Below are 19,082 nucleotides of genomic sequence, written 5' to 3' on the forward strand. Positions count from 1 at the left end.
ATTAATCAATATTTGGAGAATATATATGTTTGCAATCCCTGAGCAGTTTTCGAACGCCACCAAAGCTAACTTTGAATCGCAGTTTGCGCTGTACTCGTCGCTGACGACGAAGGCCTTCGAAAGCATTGAAAAGCTGGTCGAGCTGAACATCACCGCTGCCAAGGCAACGCTGGAAGAGTCCTCGATCGCTACCAAGCAACTGCTGTCGTGCAAAGACCCACAAGAATTTTTCTCGCTGACCGCCGCCCAGGCTCAGCCAAATGCTGAAAAAGCGATGTCGTACAGCCGCCAGCTGGCCGCAATCGCCACCGGCACCCAGGCTGAATTCAGTAAAGCTGCCGAGTTCCAGATCGCTGAAACCAACCGCAAGGTGATTTCGCTGGTTGACGAAGTGAGCAAGAATGCACCGGCCGGTTCGGAAAACGTGGTTGCCGCGATCAAGGCATCGATCGGCAACGCCAACGCTGGCTACGAGCAGATGAGCAAGACCGCCAAGCAAGCTAAAGAAGCCATGGAAACCAATGTGAACGCAGCGGTATCGCAGTTCACCCAGGCTGCACAGAACGTTGCTGCACGTACGACCGCCAAGCGTTAATCTGGCGCTGTTGTCGTGAAGTGAAAAACCCCGCGCTGCGGGGTTTTTTTATGGCTGATGCAATCGTAAGCGCTGGCTCCGTGCTGTATGACCGCCTACTTCACCACCGCCGCCGTCTTCTCTCACCACCGCCGCCTACCTCACCACCGCCGTCCTCCCCGCGAAGGCGGGGATCCATAGCACGCGTGCCGATGGATACCGTCGAGATTTGCCACTGAGCGAAAGTGCCATGGATCCCCGCCTTCGCGGGGACGACGGGACAGTGGCGGGGACGACGGGACAGTCGCGGGGTCGACGGGACAGTGGCAGGAATGACGGGATAGTGGCGGGAATGACGGAACTGTGGCGGAAATACCGTAACAGGTCTACGAACGAAATAATGCGCCCGCCCCTTGCCCTTACTCCTCGCCCAGATAGGCCGCCTTCACGCGCGGATCGTGCAGCATGTCCTGCGCGTTGCCGCCCATGATGATCGCGCCCGAATCCATCACATAGCCGCGATTGGCCGCTTCCAGCGCCAGTTTCGCGTTCTGCTCCACCAGCAACACCGTAATGCCCTGCTTGTGCACGTCGCGGATCACCTCGAAAATCTTTTCCACCATGATCGGCGCCAGCCCCATCGACGGCTCGTCCAGCAGCAACAGGTTCGGATGGCTCATCAAGGCGCGCGCCATCGCCAGCATCTGCTGCTCGCCGCCCGACAAGGTACCGGCCATCTGCGCCGCGCGCTCTTTCAAGCGTGGAAACACCGTGAACCACTTCTCCACATCGGCATCGATCCCGGCCTTGTCGTTGCGCGTGTACGCACCCATCAGCAGGTTTTCGTGGATCGACATGCGCGTAAACACGCCCCGGCCTTCCGGCACCATGGCCAGTTTCTGCTGCACCAGCTCGAACGACTTGCTGCCCTTGAGCGAGGCGCCCATGTAGCTGATCGTGCCCTCGACCTTGCAGTCTGGCAAAGTGCCGGTGATGGCTTTCAGGGTGGTGGTCTTGCCGGCGCCGTTAGCGCCGATCAGGGTCACCAGCTCGCCCTTGTTCACTTCCAGGTCGATGCCCTTGACGGCCTTGATGCCGCCGTACGCCACCTTCAAGCCCTGGATCTTCAGAATATTGTCGCTCATGCGTGAGCACCTCCCAGGTAGGCTTCGATCACTGCCGGATTTTTCTGTATGTCGGCCGGTAAGCCTTCCGCGATGGGTTTGCCGTATTCGAGCACGGTGATGCGGTCGCACAGCCCCATCATCAGCTTGACGTCGTGTTCGATCAGCAGCACGGTCTTGCCTTCGTTCTTGATCTTGATGAGCAACTCGCGCAGCGCCAGCTTTTCGGTCGCGTTCATGCCCGCGGCCGGTTCGTCGAGCGCCAGCAGTTGCGGATCGGTGGCCAGCGCGCGCGCGATTTCCAAGCGGCGCTGGTCGCCGTACGACAGGAATTTGGCGGTGCGCTTGGCAAACGCGCCAATGCCGACAAAGTCGAGCAACTCCTGCGCGCGCGCGCGGATCGCCGCTTCTTCGAGGCGCGCCGCCTTGTGCCGGAATACCGCGCCGAACACGCCCTGGTGGGTGCGCACGTGGCAGCCGACCATCACGTTTTCGAGCGCCGTCATCTCGCCGAACAGGCGGATATTCTGGAAGGTGCGGGCAATGCCGGCCTTGGCCACCAGGTGCGGGGCCGACGGCGAATACGGTTTGCCGGCCAGCTCGAAGGTGCCGGTATCGGGCTGGTACAGCCCGGTGATCACATTAAAGAACGTGGTCTTGCCGGCGCCGTTGGGGCCGATCAGCCCGTAAATCTGCCCGCGCATGATCTTGATGCCGACGTTGGTCAGCGCTTGCAAACCGCCGAAGCGCTTGTTCACGCCTTCGATGTGGAGAATGACTTGTTCGCTCATCTGGATATCCTCACGCCGCCATCAGGCCGGCAACTCGCCGCTTTTGTTGGTCTCGGCGGCATCTGGCCGGTCTTCATGCTTCGGCGACGGCCACAGGCCGGCCGGACGGTTGAGCATGATCAATACCATCGCCAGGCCATACAGCAACTGGCGCAGCACTTCCGCTTCGATCAGGACCTTGCCGAACAAGGTCATCTGAAGGGGTTCCACCACGTGGCGCAGCACTTCCGGCAAGGCCGCCAGCAGGATGCCGCCCATGATCACGCCCGGAATGTGGCCGATACCGCCCAGCACCACCATCGCCAGCACGGCAATCGATTCGGTCAGCGAGAACGATTCGGGCGACACGAAGCCCTGGAACGAGGCAAACATGGCGCCGGCCACGCCGCCGAACGAAGCGCCCATGGTGAACGCGAGCAGCTTGACGTTGCGGGTGTTGATGCCCATGGCCTTGGCCGCGATTTCGTCTTCGCGGATCGCCACCCAGGCGCGCCCAAGGCGCGAGTGCTGCAGGCGCGAGGTGATGAACACGATGGCGATGCACAGGAACAAAAACAGGAAATAGTAAGCGTTCACTGACGGCATGCCGTAGCTGCCGATGAAGACGGTCGCCTTCGAGCCCGGCTCGCCAGCGAGCGAGACGCCGAAAATGCGGATCGGATCGATCAGGTTGATGCCCTGCGGACCATTGGTGAAGTTGATCGGGTCGTTCAGGTTGACCATGAAAATGCGGATGATCTCGCCGAAGCCCAGGGTCACGATGGCCAGGTAGTCGCCGCGCAGCTTGAGCGTGGGCGCGCCCAGCAAGGCGCCGAACAAGCCGGCCGTGGCCGCCGCCAGCGGCACGATCAGCCAGACCGACAGGTGGATCCCGCTCTCCCTGATTTCCGGCCCCATGATCGCGACCAGCCATTCCCCGAACACCGGAAACTGGTTGACGACCGATTCGAGCAGGGCGGCAAATTGCGGCGAGGCCAAGAGGCCCGTCATGTAGGCGCCCACGGCGAAGAAGGCAATGTAGCCGAGGTCGAGCAGGCCGGCGAAGCCGACCACGATGTTCAGGCCCAGCGCCAGCATGATGTACAGCAAGGCCATGTCGACGATGCGCACCCACGAGTTGCCGAACTGCTGGGCAACGAAAGGGAAGATCAGCAAAGTCAGCAGCAGCGCCACCATGCTGATGCGGGCCTGGCGCGGGTGGGTTTCAAAATTGAATGAGAGCAGAGCCATGATGTTCCTTTTCTGTGCTCAGGCACGGTCGGCGACGCGCTCGCCCATGATGCCGGATGGCCGGATCGTGAGCACGATGATCAGGACGACAAAGGCGAAAATATCCTGGTAGTGACTGCCCAAAAAGCCGCCGGTGGCCGCGCCGATGTAACCGGCGCCGAGCGCTTCGATCAGGCCGAGCAGGATGCCGCCGATCATGGCGCCGTAAATATTGCCGATGCCGCCCAGCACCGCGGCCGAGAAGGCTTTCAGGCCGGGCAGGAAACCCATCGCGAATTGAATCGAGGAATAGTTGGCACCCCACATCACACCGGCCACCGCGGCCAGCGCCGCGCCGATGGCAAACGTCGCCACGATGACTTTATTGGAGTCGACCCCCATCAAGCCGGCCACGCGCGGATTTTCGGCGGTGGCGCGCATGGCGCGGCCCATCTTGGTTTTTTCGACCAGCAACACCAGCGCGCCCATCGACATGCCCGCCAAGGCCAGCAGCAACACCTGGGTCTGGGAAATCACGGCGCCGCCGATATGGATCGGTTCGCTCGACAGCAGTTGCGGGAAGGATAGCGGGCTGCGGCCCCAGATCATCATCGAGAACGTGGTGAGCAGGGTCGAAATGCCGATCGCGGTGATCAGGGGCGCCAGGCGCGGCGCGTTGCGCAGGCGCCGGTAGGCGACCCGCTCGATGAGGATATTGACAATCATGCACACCGGAATGGCGCCGATGATGGCGATGGCCAGGTCCACATACCCGGGCAGGCCGGGCGCGACGATCTCGAGGCCCTTGAGGATCGACAAGCCCACCATGGCGCCGATCATCAGTACGTCGCCGTGGGCGAAGTTAATCAGGTTGAGCACCCCATACACCATGGTGTAACCCAGCGCGACCAGGGCATACATGCTGCCGAGCACAAGGCCGTTGATAATTTGTTGGATAAAGGTATCCATGATGACCCCGTTTCAATTCGATCTAACAAAAACGGCACCCGGGGAAACCCCCGTAGTGCCGCTCCTGGCCTGACGCCGCTTGTACACTCCGCTGTCCCTGGCCACGGGAACGGCGGTTTTTCATGTCTTTGCTGCAACCGTGCGTCATCAGAACGAACATGACGTCCCGATGACAACATCTGAGCGTCAACATCATAACGAGGTTTGGAAAAAACTAATATCGGAAAATCACACGTGTTCCGAATTTAATTTTGACAAACGGCCATGCTTTGGGTTATGCAACCCCGGCCTTGATACCGTCTAGTCCCTTGGGCAAGGGGAAGGTGACATGCTCTTCCACGCCGTCGAGCGCGCGCACGCTGCGCGCGCCGAGTTCCTTGAGGCGGTCGATGACAGCCTGGACCAGCACTTCCGGCGCCGAGGCCCCGGCGGTCACGCCGATGCGCAGCTTGCCGACCAGCCATTTCGGATCGATCTGCGAGGCGTTGTCGACCATGTAAGCGGGGGTGCCCTTCTTTTCCGCCACTTCGCGCAGGCGGTTCGAGTTCGAACTGTTGGGGCTACCGACAACGATCACCACTTCCACCTGGGGCGCCATGAACTTGACCGCTTCCTGGCGGTTGGTGGTGGCGTAGCAGATGTCGCCCTTTTTCGGCTCGATGATGTTCGGGAATTTTTCCTTGAGCGCGGCGATGATGTCGGCCGTGTCGTCCACCGACAAGGTGGTTTGCGACACGTAGGCCAGTTGGTCGGGCGTCTTCACTTGCAAGGTGGCCACGTCGGCCACGGTTTCGACCAGGTGCATGCCTTCATCGGTCTGGCCCATGGTGCCTTCGACTTCCGGATGGCCGTCGTGGCCGATCATGACGATCTCGCAACCCTGGCGCCGCATCTTGGCGACCTCGACGTGCACCTTGGTCACCAGCGGACAGGTGGCATCGAAAATGGTCAGCCCGCGCGCTTCGGCTTCGGCGCGCACCGCTTTCGAGACGCCGTGGGCGGAGAACACCAAGGTGTTGCCGGCCGGGACATCGTCAAGCTCCTCGATGAAGATCGCGCCCTTGTTGCGCAAGTCCTCGACCACGTAGGCGTTATGCACGATTTCGTGGCGCACGTAGATCGGCGCGCCGAATTGTTGCAGGGCGCGCTCGACGATTTCGATTGCGCGGTCGACGCCGGCGCAAAAACCGCGCGGCTGGGCCAGGAGAATTTCGCTGTCCATGATGAACCTCTTTGTCTTATTTAAACAACGTTCTGTACAACAGTTATATGTGTGACGACAATCAAAGTACCGAAATCAGGCGAACTTCGAATTGCAGCGACTGGCCAGCCAAAGGATGGTTGAAGTCGAACGTCACCGCATCCTCGCCGAACTGGCGCAGCACGCCGGCGAAACGGCCGCCGCCCGGTGCGGCAAAGTCGACCAGGTCGCCCACTTGATAGTCGGCGCCGGGGGCGGAATTCTCGTCCAGGGTGGCGCGCGAGACATCGCGCACCAGCTCCGGGTTGCGCTCGCCGAAGGCTTGCGCCGGGGCCAGCTGGAAGGTCTGGTGCGTGCCTTCAGGCAAGCCCAGCAGGCAGGTTTCGAGGAAAGGCGCGAGCTGGCCGCTGCCCATCATCAGGGTGGCCGGGTTGCCGGCGAAGGTCGTGATCAGATCGGCGCCGTCTTGCGTGGCCAGGCGGTAGTGCAGGGTCAGGTAGGCCGATTCGGTGACGACGGCGGGGGTGGTAGTGGACATGGTCGGTATCGAGGCGTGCAAAGCGACATTGTAAGCCACCGTGGCCCGAACGGTCTCGCTTGCCCGCATTTGATTGCGGGCAAGTGCGCAAGCCGGGCGACTGCTCAGCAGCCGCAGCCATAGCTGAACGTGTCGCTGCCCAGCACTTTCCAGGCGCCGTTGATATTGACCAGCACCAGGCGGTACCAGCGGTCATCGGTGGCGGTGCTGCGCCGTTCAATATCGCCGGGCCCCTTGCCCTCCCCTTCCCAGATGGCCAGATCGGCGATGCCGTCGGCGTCGAGGTCGTAGTACAGATGGGTGCCTTTGACAAAACCGGTACCGGCGCGCGCGAGCGTCATGTGCGTCTCGCTGACCTTGGCCGGGCCGGGCGGCAGGTCGAGTGTGGTGTAGAAAGCGAACAGACTGCCGGGCGGATGGGTATTGTGTTTCTTGTTGGCAGCGGCAAGGGGGCCGAAAAAACGCCACGGGCCGGCATCGGCCGCACCGAAGGCGAAGCCGGGAATCCAGCCTTTGCATTCGGGTTGGTCGGCTTCGCGCCACAAGGTGACGGTCTTGCGGACCAGGCTCGGTGCGGATCGCAGGGCGCCGTCGCGGCTGAGCTGGACCCGGTGCACGGGACGCATCAGGGCATCGGTGCGGCTCTTGATATCGTACAAGCCCGGCGAGGCGTCGCCCGGCGAAGCGTCGCTCGGCGAATTGTCGTCGTCGCTCGTGTGCGTGGGCTTGGGACGCGGGTTGCTCACTTGCCGGAACATGATGCCGAAGCGGCCGCTGGCCTGTTCGGCAGTACTGGCCGGTGGCGCCACCTGGGCCTCGCTACGGAACAGCGAGGGCGTCACCTCGCTGAACTCCAGCACTGTCATCAGCCCGGAGAGACGGCGCCGGCCGCCTGCATCGTCGGTGCTGTACAGTTCGCTGGACGACAGGCCCACCTTCGCGCGCAGGTCGGCGGCAATTTCCCAGGCTTGCGCCTCGGCCTTGTCTTGCGAGCGCAGGCGCACCGCCGTGCGCTTGAGCTCGGCCCAGTCGGCGAACGGGGCGGGCTTGGCGGCGTGCATGCCCAAGGCCAGGTGCGCCTTCATTTTTTCGAGCGCCTCGCAGCGCGGGAACGGCCCCTGCTGCTTGATCCGGAGGTTGCGCTCCCTGAGCGCTTGCGCGTAGCGCTCCAGGTTGCTCCAGTCCGGTTGTCGCCAGAAGGCGCGTTCCGGATCCGCTTGTTCCGGGCGCGGCTGGCCCTGCGCAGTGACGGCGATCATCGGCGCGCGCATCAGATAGCGGCACGCGGTGTAGCCGGTGGCGCCGTCGGCGGTGCGGATTTCGCAGTAGCCGAGCGCGCTTTCTTCGCGCACCAGGGTGACCACGCTGTTGCGCCGCAGGCGGGCCACGGCGGCAGCGTCGGACTTCGGCCCGGCGCGCAAGAGGACGTCGTCGCCGTCGACCCAGCGCTGCGCTGGCGCGGCGTGGGCCAGTGAGGCCAGCAGCGCGATTCCTGATAGGGCGATTATGCGCATTCAACCATCCGTCGATTTCAAAATGCCTTCCAGGTTCCCGCCGATTGTCATGGCGGGATCAGTAAGGCGCGCCTCGGCACGCCGATAATGGCCTGTCGTGCTGCGCCCGACCAGCGGAGCGAATGCCCGCGTCGATCGTCGCTCGCCTGACGCTCGCCATGTTGCAATTTTAACATTCAATTGGAGGCACGATGGGAATCAAGGACTTGCCCGAGCAGCAGCGTCCGCGCGAGCGGCTCATCAGCGAAGGGGCGGCGGCGCTGTCCGACCCGGAATTGCTGGCCGTCTTCCTGCGCGTGGGCGTGCGCGGCAAGAGCGCGGTCGAGCTGGGGCGCGACCTGCTGTTGCGCTTCGGTTCGATCAACGGCCTGTTCGGCGCCAGCCTGCTTCAATTTTCGACGGTGCACGGCCTGGGGCCGGCCAAGTTCGCGCAATTGCAGGCCGTGATGGAGCTGGCCCAGCGCGCCATCGGCGAGCGGCTCGAAAGCGGCGAACTATTGAACTCGCCGGAAGCGGTGCGTCAATACCTGCGCATGCACCTCGGCCGCCAGCCGCACGAATCCTTTCTGGTGCTGTTCCTGGACGTCAAAAATCGCCTGATCGCCTGCGAGGAAATGTTCCGCGGCACGCTGACACACACCAGCGTCCACCCGCGCGAGGTGGTGAAGGCGGCACTGGCGCGCAACGCGGCCAGTATCTTGCTGGCGCACAACCACCCGTCCGGCAACCCCGATCCGAGCGAAGCCGACCTGTTGTTGACCCGTTCGCTGGTGCAAGCCCTGGCGCTGATCGATGTGCGCGTGCTGGACCATTTTGTTGTCGCAGGCCCACATGTGCATTCGTTCGCCGAGCACGGCCAGCTATAAATATCGTTTCCATATCAAAAGTAGTTTTTCCTATACATAACTTCGCATAGCATGTAGGCTTCTTCGTTCTTTCAACATAAACATGTCTCTATTATCCAGGTTCATTCTGCCCCGTCTGGCGCTGATGTACGGCGCTGTGCTGCTGATGTCGGGCTGCGTGTCGACCACATTCGTTACCGATCCCCTTAAACTGCCGCAAAACTCGACCATGAAGCCGGTGCTGGTGAGCATGACCTCGAACACCGGGGCGGTCAACGGCGTCAACCAGATTACGGTGCAGCGGCTTACCGAAGCGCAACTTAACGGCAAAAACGATTTCCAGGACACCTACGTCCTGATGCAACTGGCCCCTGAGTTGTCGCGCGATACGTCCTTCTTCAGCGGCGCGCTGCCGCCGGGCGAATACCGCTTCTACGCATTCAGCGACACCAAAAGCCGCAAGATCCTGCGCATTCCCGAAGGTGGCCGCTTGCTGGGCAATTTCGTGGTCAAGGGCGACAAGGCGGTCGACCTTGGGCGCCTCATCACGACACCGGTCAATGCGAATGTCGTGTACGGCCGCAGCAAGCTTGCCGCCAGCAATCGTTCGTTGTTGCAGCGTTTCGCACCTGACTACGCGCAACTGCTCGCAGGCGACGTCGACAATGGATGGAAAGATGCGACCGGCGACGCCGGAGCGCCGGGCTCGGTCGAGTCATACGCGCTCATCCGCCCCGTCGGGGCCCAGTGCATGACCGAACTGGCCGATGGGCGACTCGCCGCTGCCAGCCGCCTCGGCACGGTCCTGATCCGCTCCACCGACGGGCGCTGGAAAACGGTACGCGGTCCCGGTATCGAATCGCTGCTGTGCGTGACCCCGACCACCGAACCGGGCGCGGAACTGGTCGCCATGGGCGAATTCGGCACCCTCTTGCGCAAGCCTGCCGGGGTCGACCAGCTGTTGCCGATTGATACGGGCAATCTTCCCGCCGGCATGATCACGCGCTTGTATGGCAGCGCCAGGAACGGATGGTTTTTGTCGCTCGTGCGCGGCACCGAGATCCTGATCTTCCACTCCGCAGCCCTGGAAGCGGGAAACTGGTCCGTCGTCCGCAAAGAAAGTATCGCGCACAGCATCATCAGCGGCGCCAGCAACTACTTCATGTGGCCCACTGCCAACGGCTTTGCCTACACGGTATCGGCCGGACCGATCCATTTCTACGATTGGACCAGCAAGGCCTGGACGCAACGTCCGACGCCGGACAATGCGAGTGTGATCGGCATGAACGTCAGCCCCGGCGGCGTCATGCTCGCGCTGACCTCGCCGGGTGGCGGTTTCGCAGGCGCATTTGCCTCGATCTTCATGTCGCGCGACCAAGCCGTCTCGTGGCAACCGGTGAATACGCCCTATTCGATCAAAGCCTTCCCCCCCACTATGACCGCCGCTGGGACGCTGTTGATGGCCGGCGGCGTGTTCAGCAATCCGGAATTACAGAGCAGCAAGGACGACGGCCGCACATGGGAGCATGTGAGCAAATACGAACTCGACCGTAGCGTCGTTGCACTCCCCTCCGGTCAGCTGATCGACTACGATTACGCGCAGTGGGGCCTGTTTACCATTCGCCATTCGAAGGATGGCGGCAAGACCTGGCGGGTCGAATACAGCAACTACGACGAACGCGCGTTCAAGGCGCGCTACATCAAATAAGAAGGGCCAAGGGGGTGCGCGCTCATGCGCGACACCCACTCCCTGCTTCCTTCGCCCCGGAATGTTAAATTCCCACGATCATAAGACACAATTGTTTTTCACAAGTCGTTGATTTGACTTCGCTTTTCACGCTATACTCTTGTTTTTCCAATTTTGGATATATTCAAGGAGTGCGCTATGGCACGTGTTTGCCAAGTAACTGGCAAGGGCCCGATGGTTGGTAACAACGTCTCCCACGCTAACAACAAAACGAAACGTCGTTTTTTGCCTAACCTGCAAAACCGTCGTATTTTTGTGGAATCGGAAAACCGCTGGGTCTCCCTGCGCTTGTCCAACGCCGGTCTGCGCGTAATCGACAAAGTCGGCATCGATGCCGTGCTGGTCGACATGCGTGCCCGTGGCGAAAAAGTTTAATTAGGGAGCTATCATGGCAAAAACTGGCCGCGACAAAATCAAGCTGGAATCGACCGCAGGTACGGGTCACTTCTACACCACCGATAAAAACAAACGCACGATGCCTGCTAAAATGGAGATCATGAAGTTCGATCCTAAAGCACGCAAGCACGTGATGTACAAAGAAACCAAGATCAAGTAATCCGCGATCCCGATTTCAGTACCAGAAGAGCCGCCACGCAAGTGAGCGGCTCTTTTGTTTTCCGCAGCTCTTTTGTTTCCGCAGCTCTTTTGTCTTATGCGGCCTCGCCTTGTGCATCGATGCGCGCGCGCAGGCTGGCCACCAGGCCGTCGGCGGCGTCTTCAATATAGTCAAGGACCAGTTCGAAACCATCGATGTCGCCGCCGTATGGATCGGGCACCACGTCCGCATCCGAACGGGTGGCGAACTGCATCAGCAGGCCGATTTTGTGCTGGTACTGCGGCGGGCAGGCGCTTTTGAGCATGGCGATGTTCTGCCGGTCCATGCCATAGATATGATCGAAGCGCTCGAAATCGGCCAGGGTGATCTGGCGCGCGCGCTGGTTCGTCAGGTCGATGCCGCGACGGGCGGCGTGATCGCTCGAACGCGGGTCGGGCGCGTGGCCGATCCGGTAGTTCGAGGTGGCGGCCGAATCGATCAGCAGGAACGGGTCGAGTCCGGCGGCGCTGGCGCGGCTGCGGAATACCCCTTCGGCGGTCGGGGAACGGCAGTAATTGGCCATGCAGACGAACAGGATGGCGATTTTCTTGGTCATGGGGTTACCCTTCGATGATAAAGCGGCCGGCATTGCGCCTGCGGCTGTAAACTGCAAAACCGTCATTCCCGCGCAGGCGGGAATGACGGTCTTTGAGTCTGGTGGCTGAAAAGACGCGTGTTATGCGTAACTGCGCAGGCGCAGCGAGAATTCCTGCAGCGATTTGATGCCCGACGCTTCGGCGCGGGTGCACCAGTCCTGCAACTGTTGCAGCAACTGGTCACGCGTGAAGTGCGAGCGCTCCCAGATCGCGCCCAGTTCCACGCGCATCTGGTGCATCGTTTCCAGCGCTTTGCTGTGCTGGAACAACTCGATCAACTGCTGTTTCTGCGGATCTTCCAGCTTGCCCGGCTCACGCTGCAACAGCTTGCGCGACGATTTCAGGAAGCGTGCTTCCAGCTCGGCCTTGTGCTTCAGATGCTCGAACTCCTCGCGCCAGGCTTGCTTGACCGATTTGGCGTACTTGGCCATCACGTCATAGCGGTTCGCGATCACCGACTGCAAGGTCTCCAGGTCGGCCACGGTCTTGCCAGGCTCGAAAGCCGGCTTCGGCGCCACTTTCTTCACCTTGGCCAGGCCCAGCGTTTCCAGCACGCGGATATAGAACCAGCCAATATCGAATTCGTACCATTTCGACGACAGCTTGGCCGACGTGGCGAAGGTGTGGTGATTGTTATGCAGCTCTTCGCCGCCGATCAGGATGCCGAACGGGATGATGTTGGTGGCCGCGTCGGAGCAGTCGTAATTGCGATAACCCCAATAGTGGCCAATACCGTTAATGATGCCGGCAGCGGTAATCGGAATCCATGCCATCTGGATCGCCCAGATGGTCACGCCGATCACGCCGAACAAGGCAAAATTGATGACCAGCAGCGCTGCCACGCCCTGCCAGCTGAAACGGGTATACAGATTACGCTCGATCCAGTCGGTCGGCGTGCCGTGGCCGTACTTTTCCATCGTTTCCAGGTTTTTCGACTCGGCGCGATACAGCTCGGCGCCTTCGAACAAGACTTTGCGGATGCCGCGCGTGACCGGGCTGTGCGGATCTTCGGCGGTGTCGCATTTGGCGTGGTGCTTGCGGTGAATCGCGGCCCACTCCTTGGTGACCTGGCCCGTGGTCAGCCACAGCCAGAAACGGAAGAAATGACTCGGAATCGCATGCAGGTCCAGGGCGCGGTGCGCCTGGTGACGGTGTAAATAGATGGTGACGCTGGCAATCGTAATATGCGTTACGATCAGCGTGTAAATCACGACTTCCCAGCCGGACAGGCCAACCAGGCCGGTCGACATAAACTCAAGCACAGCGTTCAAGGTGGTGCTAAACAAATTCATTCCCGCTCCAAAATGGTGGTCGTTGGCATCTCGACCATGCCGCATGGAAACGATCGAGTGAGCCATTTTACGACGATACCGTACCGCACGGTACGATTCTCACCAATCATTTCAGTAGGAATCCTCGAATACGCGGCGCAAGCGGCCCACCCGCGTCCGCGAAGCGCACACCCGGACGACCTTGCGGCAGTCAGCGCAGGCTCATTGCGGACTCACTGCGGGCTGGGGGGCGGGGTTTCCACGCTCTCCGGTACGGGACGCGCCATGCCGGCCAGCACCGTCATCATCTGGGCATCGAGCAAGCGCGTGTCGCGCGCAGGATACGCCAGCCTGATCTGGCCGGCCTGGATCAGGGCGTAAATCTTCTTGTTCACTTCCGAAATCACGCCGCCCCGGCCGTTTTCGGGGTCGCGGATCCAGAAACCGACTTCCAGGTCGTAGCCGTCGGCGCCGAATTTGGTCAGCGAGACGCCAGGCGCCGGATCGTCCAGCACCCGTTCCACGCCCTGCGGCTGCTGTTCGAGCAGGGGCATGATGACCGCCAGGTCGCTGTCGTAGGCCACGGTGATGGTGGTCGCTACCCGGATCGAGCGGTTCGACAGCGACTGATTCTGTACCGGGCCGGAAATGAGCATTTCGTTCGGCAACACCGTTTCCACCCCATCGAGCCCTTGCAGGACGGTGTAGCGGGTATTGATATGGGTGACCTTGCCGGTGAATTTATCGACCGAAATCATGTCGCCGATGGCCAGGCTGCGTTCGAGCAAGATAACGAAGCCCGACACATAATTGCTGGCGATTTTTTGCATGCCGAGGCCGAGGCCGACGCCAAGCGCGCCGCCGAACACCGACAGCACGGTCAGGTCGATGCCCACCAGGGTCAAGCTGCCGAGTACGGCAATAATGATCAACACAGCGCGGCTCATGCGTCCGATGACCGCGCGCGAGGAGGTGTGGATGCCCTGCACGCCCATCAGTCGCTCTTCCAGCGAGGCGCCGGCCCACAATGCCAGCATCAGCAGGATCACGACCGAGACCACGGCCTGGAAAATCGAGGCCAGCGACACCTTGTTTTTGCCGAGCGGCAGCTTGGTATCGTCGAGGAATTCGAACACATCCGGCCAGAGCCCGGCGATGTACAGGGCCACGGCCAGCCAGACCAGCATGGCGAAGATTTTTTCGAAGGTGAGAATGGCGGCCCCGACCGGGCCGTGGCGCGCGAACACGCGCCGCATCAGGTAGAACGCCAGGCGGATCACCGCCAGCGAGGCGAACAGCGGCAGCGCCAGTCGCAGCAGGTGCACATTGTAGCGTTCCGCCACGAACAGCAGTTTGGCGATGGCAAGAAACCCGACCACCGCCAGCGGACTGAGCACATAGGAGAAACTTTCCACCCCTATCTGCACCACCCCGTTTCCGGAACGGCCGCGCAGCCAGGCGCGCCGGATCACGTAACCGAGCCCCCATCCAAGTACGATACAAACCGCGATGGCCCCAGCCTGGTACAAAAAGCTGGGTTTGTCGAAATCCTCGATCAGGTCGGACAGAACGTTCGATAAGGGCATGGGCTAGTCGGTGTTATTCGTCGGCGTCGGCGTCGGCGTCGTCAGCCGGCTTGTCTTTCGGTGGCTTCGGGGCCATTGGCTTGCGTTCCATCACGGCGGCGAAGAAGCCGTCGGTCTGGTGCTTGTGCGGCAGCAGCTTGAGATAGTCGCCCATGTCCAGATCGATTTTTTGCTCAGCGAGCACTTTGCTCATCGGCACCAGATCGAACTCCGGGTGTGCGGCCAAAAATTGCGTGACGATGAACTCGTTCTCTTCGTCCAGCAGGCTGCAGGTGGCGTACACCAGGCGTCCGCCGCCCTTGAGCAGGCGCGCCGCGCCGTCCAGGATCGAAGCTTGCTTTTCCTGCATTTCGGCGACGGCTTCGACTTTCTGGCGCCATTTCACGTCCGGATTGCGGCGCAGGGTGCCCAGGCCCGAGCACGGGGCGTCGACCAGCACGCGGTCGATCTTGCCGGCCAGGCGCTTGATCTTGGCGTCGCGTTCGTGCGCGATCTGCACCGGATGCACGTTCGACAGGCCGCTGCGCGCCAGGCGCGGCTTGAGCTTGGCGAGGCGTTTTTCCGAGATGTCGAAGGCGTACAAGCGGCCCGTGTTGCGCATCAGCGCGCCCAGCGCCAGTGTCTTGCCGCCCGCGCCGGCGCAGAAATCGACCACCATTTCGCCGCGCTTGGCGCCGACGATCTGGCTCAACACCTGGCTGCCCTCGTCCTGCACTTCGATCGCGCCGCTCTTAAACAGCGGCAGGTTTTGCAGGGTGGGCTTTTTGAGCACGCGCAAGCCGAGCGGCGCGTATGGCATCGGCATCGCCTCGATCGGCGCTTCGGCCAGGCCGGCGACGACTTCGTCGCGCGTGGCCTTGATCGAATTGACGCGCAGGTCGAGCGGCGCGGGCTGGTTCAGGGCGTGCGCCAGGGCCAGCGTTTCGGCTTCGCCGTACTGGGCCACGAACTTGTCGAACAACCACTTCGGCAGGTTCGAGCGCATTTGCGGCGGCATCAGGTTACGGTCGATTTGCGCGATGCGGTTCAGGAATTCGGTTTCTTCTTCGGTCAGGCCGCCCAGCGAATCGACGCCGACCGCTTCGGCCAGGCCGAGGATGGTCAGGCGGCGCATGGTCGGACTGGAGGTCGCTTCGGCGAAGTCGGTGAAGAACGACTTGTTGCGCAGGATGGCGTAAATGCCTTCCGCCACGGCGCCGCGCTCGCGCGAGCCCAGGCGTGGGTGGTCTTTGAAGTAGCGCGACAGGGTGGTGTCGGCGGGCGCCGAAAAACGCAAGATCTCGCGCAATACTTCTTCTGTATTGGCGAGAATCGCTGGTGGCAATCTCATGGTATTCCTTGGTTAATTATGTGTTGTATCGGCGATGCGAACGTCGCCGTTATCGATGCTGAGCCGGTCCTCGACGAACAGGCGGATCGCGCGCGGGTACAGCGTGTGTTCCTGCACCAGCACGCGCGCAGCCAGTGTGTCCGGGGTATCGCCCGGCAGCACGTCGACTTCCGCCTTGAGCACGGCCGGGCCGTGATCGAGTTCGGCGGTGACGAAATGCACCGTGGCGCCGTGCCTGGCCACGCCGGCGTCGAGCGCCTGCTGGTGGGTATGCAGGCCGGGAAACAGCGGCAGCAGCGAGGGATGAATATTGAGCATGCGCCCGTCGTAATGGGCGACAAAGCCTGGCGTGAGGATGCGCATGAAGCCGGCCAGCACCACCAGGTCGGGCGCAAAGCCGTCGATGGTTGCTTGCAGGGCGGCGTCGAACGCTTCGCGCGTGGCGAATTCCTTGTTGGCGACCACGGCGGTCGGGATGCCGTGTTCCTGGGCAAATTCGAGCCCTTTGGCGTCAGCCTTGTTGCTGATGACGGCCGCGATACGCGCCGGCCACTGCTCTTCCCGAGCAGCATGGACGACGGCTTCCATGTTGCTGCCGCGCCCGGAAATGAGGATCACAATGTTTTTCATAGCGCGCATTGTACCCTGAGCGGCTGGCCGGACCAATAAACCGGGATACAATTGTTGCAGCGCAGCACGGATGCGCTGGCGGCCCGACGCGCCGCCTGGCGCCGCAAAAGGCTTATTCGAAGGAGTAAAACACGCGGAACGGCACTTTTTTCTCGGCCCAGTAGTCGGCGGCGTCGCGGAACACGTCGAGCAGGGTTTCGCGCGCTTCCTTGTCGAATTTTTGCGTATTGGGCAATTGTTCGAGTACCACGATAAAACCCGGCTGGGCGCCGGCTTTATGAATGGTATCGGTCAGGCATTCGCGCAGGGCGTCGAAGTTCTTGCCGCAAGGCTTGGGAAAATAGAAATTCTCGGCGATGCGTCCGCACACCTGCTGCTTGGTCAGTGTATCGGCGCAATGCGCGTACAGGAAATGCTGTCCCAGCCGGACTGCTTCTTCTTGCAGTTCCACGACACGGAAGGCACGGATGGACTGCACAAGATTGGGCGGCACTGTAATCAACAAACTCATTTTTCCCTCAAGTCGTCCTGGTGTGGTCGGGTGCGTTTCAGTACTATTGTTGCCGATGCGTCGCGCTTACCGGGGAAAACGCCGATCTCCTGCTACCGTTGCCACCCGCCAATATACCCCCTAATCGTATAAGGGTAACGTTTTGTGGTTACTGAATCAACCCGAATGTGATTTGAACCACAACATTTGTAATAAATCAGAGCAATTTCTCTAGAAAGACTCTAATTTGGAGGACTTGCGATGGAAGAGCGCCCGATTCTGCGACCGCTTACCGCCCGTATTCTCCGCTGTTACAAATTGTTGCCATGCGGATTTCAAAATCGGGACTCACAGGACTACCATGGTGTTGTGGTTCTCAGGCTTGGAACTCAGAGCCCTCTTACATTGTCTTACCCTACAACGAGGTATCCCATGAACATGCACACCAAACTGATCGTGACAACCCTGGGTTTTTGCGCCCTGCCGTTTGCCCAGGCCAGCGAATTCGCCGACTACGGGCGTGTGATCCGCGTCCAGCCGCGGGTCGAGCAGATCCGCCAGCCGCGCGAGGAATGCAAGACCGAGTACGTCCAGGTGCCGGTACAACAACAGCAGCAGCAGCGTAGTGCGGGCGGCGCCATCATCGGCGGCATCGCCGGCGCCTTGCTGGGCAACCAGGTCGGCGGCGGCAGTGGCCGCGCGGCAGCCACGGCGGCCGGCGCGATCGCCGGCGCGGTGGTTGGCGACCGGGTCGACAATAACGGCCGCCCGGTGCAGGCCCAGCAGCAATACATGCAGGAACAGGCGGTGCGCCAGTGCCGCATGGTCGATGCGTACGAGTCGCGCACGACGGGCTACGATGTCACCTACGACTACCGCGGGCAGACGTACACCAGCCTGATGGACCGCGACCCGGGCCAGCGCATCCGCCTGCGCGTGTCGGTGGAGCCGGAGCGGGGGCAGTAATTCCGGACGCGTCAACACTTCTAGAGGTTATTAGCGCCGCTAACTTCAACACCGTCATTCCCGCGCCAAGGCGGCCCTCGGCGGGAATCCAAGGCACCTTCGCTTAGCAAATGCATTGGATTCCCGCCTGCGCGGGAATGACGGTGTTACGGGTAATGGTTTCCGCCGCATTTAGCTTGCACTCCAGTAAGCCATCCACCGATAATGGGCGATCGAATCAGGCGTCCTATGCTCATCAAACGAAAATCCATCGAACAGGCCGAATCCTCGCGCCGTCCAGCCCGTAAGCCCAAGTTTGCGCCCGTCACGCTCTCCGAACAGGACGGCGTGCGTTATCTGCATTTCGGCACCGAATGGGTGCAGGGCGCCATGCGCATCCGCAAACCCGACTGGCCCGAGCTCGAATATGCCCAGCAAATGATGGCCTGGATGCTGTTCATCGAGGCCCCGCGCGCAATCGCCCAGCTCGGCCTGGGCACGGCCACGCTGAGCAAATACTGCTACAAGACCTTTCCCGAGGCAACGGTGACGGCGGTCGAACTGAACCCGTCCGTCATCGCCATCTGCGCCTCGATGTTCAAGATGCCGCCCGAAGACGAGCGCCTGCGCGTGCTCGAAATGGATGCGCTCGACTTCGTCAACGATCCCGTCAACGCCGACGCCTTCGACGTGCTGCAATGCGACCTGTACGACGCCACCGCGCGCGGCCCGGTGCTCGACACGCCCGAGTTCTACCAGGCGTGCAACGCCTGCCTGCGCGACGGCGGCATCATGACCGTCAACCTGTTCGGCGACCATCCCAGCTTCGCACGCAATATCAAGGCGATGAAATTTGCCTTCGCCCATGTGATCTGCCTGCCGGAAGTGCATGATGGCAACGTGGTCGCCCTGTGCTTCAAGCAACGTCCGGCAATCGACCCCGAGGCACTCGCCGCGCGCGCCGCGCAGATCGTCACGGCCACCAAACTGCCGGCCAAATCGTGGGTCAAGGGCTTGCTGGCGCCCAAGTAAATGCCAACAGCCATCGGAGAAAACGGATTGAACGCAGAACATCACGTAGCCAGCGCGCCGCCCAAGCGGACCACCCCCAAGTCGCTCGACCTGCA

20 protein-coding genes are annotated in these 19,082 nt (G+C 61.4%); 7 read left to right on the top strand and 13 right to left on the bottom strand.

The genetic code is table 11. The features are described from left to right. Window positions 1-25: 25 nt before the first annotated feature. A complete protein-coding gene (gene phaP, locus F2P46_RS28790; protein ID WP_166896724.1) occupies window positions 26-595 on the top strand; it encodes a TIGR01841 family phasin in 570 nt (189 codons plus the stop codon). A gap of 398 nt (window positions 596-993) precedes the next feature. Here the strand turns inward: phaP and F2P46_RS28795 are convergent, their stop codons facing one another. From F2P46_RS28795 to F2P46_RS28825, 7 genes are all read right to left on the bottom strand, one after another. Next, a complete protein-coding gene (locus F2P46_RS28795) occupies window positions 994-1,719 on the bottom strand; it encodes an ABC transporter ATP-binding protein (RefSeq protein ID WP_166896726.1) in 726 nt (241 codons plus the stop codon). Further along, a complete protein-coding gene (locus F2P46_RS28800; protein WP_166896728.1) occupies window positions 1,716-2,489 on the bottom strand; it encodes an ABC transporter ATP-binding protein in 774 nt (257 codons plus the stop codon). Before F2P46_RS28800 ends, F2P46_RS28795 begins: the two co-directional genes overlap by 4 nt. A 21-nt stretch (window positions 2,490-2,510) precedes the next feature. Then, window positions 2,511-3,719: an ABC transporter ATP-binding protein gene (locus F2P46_RS28805; protein ID WP_166896729.1), complete on the bottom strand. Its 1,209-nt coding sequence runs from the start codon at window positions 3,717-3,719 to the stop codon at window positions 2,511-2,513. Window positions 3,720-3,737: 18 nt separating this feature from the next. Beyond that, window positions 3,738-4,667, bottom strand: coding sequence for a branched-chain amino acid ABC transporter permease (locus F2P46_RS28810; protein ID WP_166896731.1), 930 nt, complete (start codon window positions 4,665-4,667; stop codon window positions 3,738-3,740). A gap of 274 nt (window positions 4,668-4,941) precedes the next feature. Next, the gene (ispH, locus tag F2P46_RS28815) at window positions 4,942-5,889 is read right to left on the bottom strand and encodes a 4-hydroxy-3-methylbut-2-enyl diphosphate reductase (RefSeq protein ID WP_208296816.1); all 948 of its coding nucleotides are present in this window, start codon (window positions 5,887-5,889) and stop codon (window positions 4,942-4,944) included. A gap of 61 nt (window positions 5,890-5,950) precedes the next feature. Further along, window positions 5,951-6,406, bottom strand: a complete 456-nt coding sequence (locus F2P46_RS28820; protein WP_166896733.1) for a peptidylprolyl isomerase — start codon at window positions 6,404-6,406, stop codon at window positions 5,951-5,953. 104 nt (window positions 6,407-6,510) lie between these two features. Beyond that, a complete protein-coding gene (locus F2P46_RS28825; protein ID WP_166896735.1) occupies window positions 6,511-7,920 on the bottom strand; it encodes a hypothetical protein in 1,410 nt (469 codons plus the stop codon). Window positions 7,921-8,111: 191 nt separating this feature from the next. Here F2P46_RS28825 and radC point away from each other — a divergent pair, with 191 nt between their 5' ends. The 4 genes from radC to rpmG all read left to right on the top strand — a co-directional run bounded on the left by radC (window position 8,112) and on the right by rpmG (window position 11,068). After that, the gene (gene radC / locus F2P46_RS28830) at window positions 8,112-8,786 is read left to right on the top strand and encodes a DNA repair protein RadC (RefSeq protein WP_166896737.1); all 675 of its coding nucleotides are present in this window, start codon (window positions 8,112-8,114) and stop codon (window positions 8,784-8,786) included. A gap of 82 nt (window positions 8,787-8,868) precedes the next feature. After that, a complete protein-coding gene (locus F2P46_RS28835; RefSeq protein WP_166896739.1) occupies window positions 8,869-10,473 on the top strand; it encodes a hypothetical protein in 1,605 nt (534 codons plus the stop codon). A gap of 177 nt (window positions 10,474-10,650) precedes the next feature. Beyond that, window positions 10,651-10,887 (top strand): 50S ribosomal protein L28, encoded by a 237-nt coding sequence (rpmB, locus tag F2P46_RS28840; protein ID WP_054264245.1) that lies wholly within the window; start codon window positions 10,651-10,653, stop codon window positions 10,885-10,887. 10 nt (window positions 10,888-10,897) lie between these two features. After that, entirely contained in the window at window positions 10,898-11,068 is a 171-nt protein-coding gene (gene rpmG, locus F2P46_RS28845) for a 50S ribosomal protein L33 (protein WP_197422130.1), read from the top strand. Window positions 11,069-11,162: 94 nt separating this feature from the next. On the opposite strand, the gene F2P46_RS28850 is transcribed toward rpmG, so the two are convergent. The 6 genes from F2P46_RS28850 to F2P46_RS28875 all read right to left on the bottom strand — a co-directional run bounded on the left by F2P46_RS28850 (window position 11,163) and on the right by F2P46_RS28875 (window position 17,031). Beyond that, window positions 11,163-11,663 carry a low molecular weight protein-tyrosine-phosphatase gene (locus F2P46_RS28850; RefSeq protein ID WP_166896741.1) on the bottom strand — a complete coding sequence of 167 codons (501 nt, stop codon included), beginning with the start codon at window positions 11,661-11,663 and terminating at the stop codon, window positions 11,163-11,165. Window positions 11,664-11,783: 120 nt separating this feature from the next. Next, on the bottom strand, window positions 11,784-12,995 hold the full coding sequence (locus F2P46_RS28855; RefSeq protein ID WP_166896743.1) for a fatty acid desaturase: 1,212 nt from the start codon (window positions 12,993-12,995) through the stop codon (window positions 11,784-11,786). A gap of 212 nt (window positions 12,996-13,207) precedes the next feature. Then, a complete protein-coding gene (locus tag F2P46_RS28860; RefSeq protein WP_166896745.1) occupies window positions 13,208-14,560 on the bottom strand; it encodes a mechanosensitive ion channel family protein in 1,353 nt (450 codons plus the stop codon). Between the two features lie 13 nt (window positions 14,561-14,573). Beyond that, window positions 14,574-15,890, bottom strand: coding sequence for an RsmB/NOP family class I SAM-dependent RNA methyltransferase (locus F2P46_RS28865; protein ID WP_166896747.1), 1,317 nt, complete (start codon window positions 15,888-15,890; stop codon window positions 14,574-14,576). A gap of 12 nt (window positions 15,891-15,902) precedes the next feature. After that, window positions 15,903-16,520, bottom strand: coding sequence for a phosphoribosylglycinamide formyltransferase (gene purN / locus F2P46_RS28870; protein ID WP_166896749.1), 618 nt, complete (start codon window positions 16,518-16,520; stop codon window positions 15,903-15,905). 112 nt (window positions 16,521-16,632) lie between these two features. Then, window positions 16,633-17,031 carry a barstar family protein gene (locus F2P46_RS28875; RefSeq protein WP_166896751.1) on the bottom strand — a complete coding sequence of 133 codons (399 nt, stop codon included), beginning with the start codon at window positions 17,029-17,031 and terminating at the stop codon, window positions 16,633-16,635. 411 nt (window positions 17,032-17,442) lie between these two features. Between F2P46_RS28875 and F2P46_RS28880 the strand changes: the two genes are divergently transcribed. Next, a complete protein-coding gene (locus F2P46_RS28880; RefSeq protein ID WP_166896753.1) occupies window positions 17,443-17,976 on the top strand; it encodes a glycine zipper 2TM domain-containing protein in 534 nt (177 codons plus the stop codon). A gap of 228 nt (window positions 17,977-18,204) precedes the next feature. Next, entirely contained in the window at window positions 18,205-18,987 is a 783-nt protein-coding gene (locus F2P46_RS28885; RefSeq protein ID WP_166896755.1) for a spermidine synthase, read from the top strand. Window positions 18,988-19,082: the final 95 nt, after the last annotated feature.

This window comes from Massilia sp. CCM 8734, assembly GCF_011682155.1.
In the GTDB taxonomy this organism is placed as follows: Bacteria; Pseudomonadota; Gammaproteobacteria; order Burkholderiales; family Burkholderiaceae_D; genus Telluria_A; species Telluria_A rubra.